We start from the raw sequence: 3,452 nt of genomic DNA, 5'->3' as shown, positions 1-3,452 counted from the left end.
TCCATATGGCGCAGCGCCGTATCGAAGCAACGTCTTTCCAGGTACAGATGGCCCAGCGCCGCGTGGCTCGTGCCTTCACCATCAGAGAGTTCGACCCCTCGCTTCGCCAGTGCGAACGCACGATCAAGGACTTCCGGCGGCCATGCGAGCGCCCGGCTAAACTCGCGTTGCAGGATCATCGCCAATAGGCTGTGAGGAAGCCCATATTCAGGGTCGAGCTCAATCGCCTGCTCAAGGGAGCTTTTCGCCTCGGCCCGTGCCAACGGTTGGTCCCATGCCAGCCAGTTGGCCCGCATCGTAAGGTCGTACGCGGCCGGGTTGGACGGTGGCCTACGACGCAAATGCTCTGCCGTGCTCACATACACCCGGCCGACCAGGGTTCCCGCTATTGTTCGAACCAGTTCGTCCTGCAGGGCGAAGAGATCTCGCGTCGGACGATCGTACCGTTCGGCCCAGACGTGATTGCCTGTCTGGGCATCGATCAACTGAGCCGTGATCCTGACGCGCTCTCCCAACCGGCGGACACTGCCCTCTACCAGGAAGCGCACACCCAGCTCGCGCCCCACTGTCTGGACGTCGACGCGCTGACCCTTGAAGCTGAAGGTGGCGTTGCGCGAGGCAACCGCCATCGATTGCCAGCGTGATAGATCAGTTATGACGTCCTCGGTGATCCCATCTGAGAAATACTCTTGCTCTCGATCCGAAGACATGTTGACAAATGGGAGGACGGCGATGGAGACCTTGACGTGCTCGACGGAGTGCGTGCCGTCGGCAATGGGCTCTGTCCCAACCCCAGTCTCGCCATCGCCATCCCTAGGCCTTTCAGGCTCGCCCCAGGCTCGCTCCTGGGCGGCGTCGGCGGGTAGCACCAGCCGGTAGCCGCGTTTCGGCGCGGTTTTCAGCACCACACGGTCGGTATCTCGGAATGCGCGGCGGATTTCGTGGACGCACTGCACGAGGTTGTCATCGGTTACGATGCGGCCGGCCCACAACGCATCCATCAGCTCGTCTTTGGTGACGAGCCGGCTGGCATGCTCAGCCAAATAGCGCAGGACAGCGAACGCCTGTGGCCGCAGGGCGACTGAATGCCCCAACGTAGTACTCAACGTCTCGCTGCCGAAATCGGCAATCACACCATTGACGGCAAGCTTTCGACCCCGCATGTCCATCCGGCCCTCCGCCAAATGACGGGCCTCAGCACCCCAACCTAGCATAGCACATTCGGCGCCGGGTCGCGAAATCTCGCAAAATTTCGGCGGTCGATCGGATCGCTTTCGTTACTCAGTGAGCGAGCCGAACTATGATGCTCCAACCACGTTGGGGCTTTAGCCTTGACCGCGTCAGGCTCGTTGCGTGCCCTGGTTGTAGCGCTAGGGACGGCGGTTCCCCGACAAGGACATACCGACGTTCAGAGGGCGTTCCCACCTGATCGACGAGGCGACCGAACTACTACGCCTACTGTTCGAACCGTGGAAGGAAGGGGCTATGATCAAGTGCACTCTGGTGAGTATCACGTTTTGTCTTTCGTTGGTCGCGGGACGCGCGGTAGCGCAGACTCCGTCTTTCCTGTGCACTCCGGAACAAACAGTGGGTTTTCTTTACCAACTTCATTCCGAACACTGGATTCCGAAGACAATCTTCCAAGACCATCAATATGTGGTGCGTCCATTTGACTTTTCTAGAAAAGACAACGGTCTCAGGGCTCTTGTCAAAGCGGTTCCATTCAGGCCAACATTCGGAGTCTTTGATAAGGCGGAAGATAATTTGGTGTCACTGTGTAAGATGACACGCTCCGCTACTCCAGAATGCATTCCCTACGTTAATGACGTTACTTTCAATCCAAAAATGGATCGATTTCAGATCTATTCTGCAGGAGAGTATTTGACATCGGGTTGGCATTTCTCACCCGACCCGCCGACGCTCGCAATCGGCCGTTGCGAGCCTTACGACGAAACACCGAGAGCCGAGAAACCACCAACGTAATCTTAGGCCAGGGAACTGTCTTAGACTCCTCAAGCTAGCGTTCAATTGGGAGACGGTCCGCAATCACTTGGCGACCTTGTCGAAGCTTCCAAGCTCGCACTGGGTTAGGCTAGACCAAATGTTCGCCTGAGGAGGGGTGACCCGTCTCGCAGTATGCAGGCTTTTCGAGGGTTGCGCCGAGTGGTTTGGCGCCGAGCCTCATGCATAGGAGACGGGTCGTGGAAGAGCTTATCACCTACGTTGGGCTGGATGTTCACAAGGACACGATCGCGGTAGCGCTTGCAGACGGCGGCAAGCGGGGAGAAGCGCGCGAGCATGGTATCATCGTCCACACCTTCTCTGCACTGGCCAAACTCGCCGCGAAGCTAGCCCGTGGTGGACGCGAACTGCGGTTCTGTTGCGAGGGGGGCCATGCGGCTACGGCATACAGCGGCAGTTAACCGAGGCTGGACATGGATGCGTTGTGGTCGCCCCGTCGTTGATCCCGCGCAAGCCGGGCGATCGGATCAAGACCGACCGGCGCGATGCGATCAACTTGGCCAAGCTTCACCGTGCTGGTGAACTAACGGCGGTTTGGGTTCCAGATCAGGCCCATGAAGCGGTCCGCGATCTGGTGCGTGCACGGCTGGCGGCGGTGCGTACCCTGCGTCAGGCACGCCAACAGCTCTCTGGCTTTCTTCTGCGCCACGGTCACCACTACAACCGACCGGCTTGGACGCTGATGCACCGGCGATGGCTGGCAGGGCTGACGTTTGAACACGCCATACATTACATTGTCTTGGAAGATTGTATTGCCGCAGTCGAGGCCGCGACCGCCCGTCGCGATCATTTGGAAGTCCATATAAAAGCGGCTTTGTCTGATTGGTCACTTCGGCCAGTCGTCAACGCGCTGCAGGCGCTTCGCGGTTTGGCGCTCGTCGCAGCCGCGACCTTGGTTGCCGAACTCGGCGACATCACCCGCTTCGACAATCCGCGCCAACTCATGGCCTACCTTGGCCTGGTTCCGTCCGAACACTCTAGCGGACAAACACGCCGCCAAGGTGGCATCACCAAGGCCGGAAATAATACGGCGCGGCGGATGTTGATCGAGGCCGCCTGGAGTTATCGATTCCCGGCACGGATCAGCCGGGAACTGCTGCTCCGGCAGGAGGGATTGACCAAGCCCATTCGCGAGACGGCCTGGAAGGCGCAGGAGCGACTGTGCCAGCGATATCGTAAGCTTGCGCGGGCGAGCAAACCGCCGACCGTTGTCACCGCCGCCATCGCACGCGAATTGGCAGGATTTGTCTGGGCGATTGCTAAACAGGTCCAGGCTGCCAACACATAATCCGTCGCTTAAGCCCTGGCACGACCGATAAGGAGATCGAATAACCCCAGGAAGCATCCAAAGCTGAGCAAGGCAGGCGGCACGGTCACGGCCAGGAGAACCCTCGCAAGCACTACCAGCCGGAGCTCATCCGACGCTGGAT

2 protein-coding genes and 1 pseudogene are annotated in these 3,452 nt (G+C 59.4%); 2 read left to right on the top strand and 1 reads right to left on the bottom strand.

What is annotated here, in order from left to right; all coding sequences use genetic code 11:
* On the bottom strand, nt 1–1,169 hold a 1,169-nt coding region (locus tag GSQ83_RS29750), incomplete at its 3' end, for a winged helix-turn-helix domain-containing protein (protein ID WP_216849919.1).
* 418 nt (nt 1,170–1,587) lie between these two features.
* On the opposite strand from GSQ83_RS29750, the gene GSQ83_RS04045 reads away from it, so the two are divergent.
* Together GSQ83_RS04045 and GSQ83_RS04040 are read left to right on the top strand one after the other, a co-directional pair.
* On the top strand, nt 1,588–1,983 hold the full coding sequence (locus GSQ83_RS04045; RefSeq protein WP_158801607.1) for a hypothetical protein: 396 nt from the start codon (nt 1,588–1,590) through the stop codon (nt 1,981–1,983).
* 218 nt (nt 1,984–2,201) lie between these two features.
* Nucleotides 2,202–3,310 (top strand): annotated as a pseudogene (locus GSQ83_RS04040) (IS110 family transposase).
* The last annotated feature ends 142 nt before the right edge of the window (nt 3,311–3,452 follow it).

This window comes from Acidisoma sp. L85, from assembly GCF_009765865.1.
Lineage (GTDB): Bacteria > Pseudomonadota > Alphaproteobacteria > Acetobacterales > Acetobacteraceae > Acidisoma.
The sequence above is the reverse complement of the archived record's forward strand: the minus strand, read 5'-3'. Positions and strand labels throughout refer to the sequence as shown.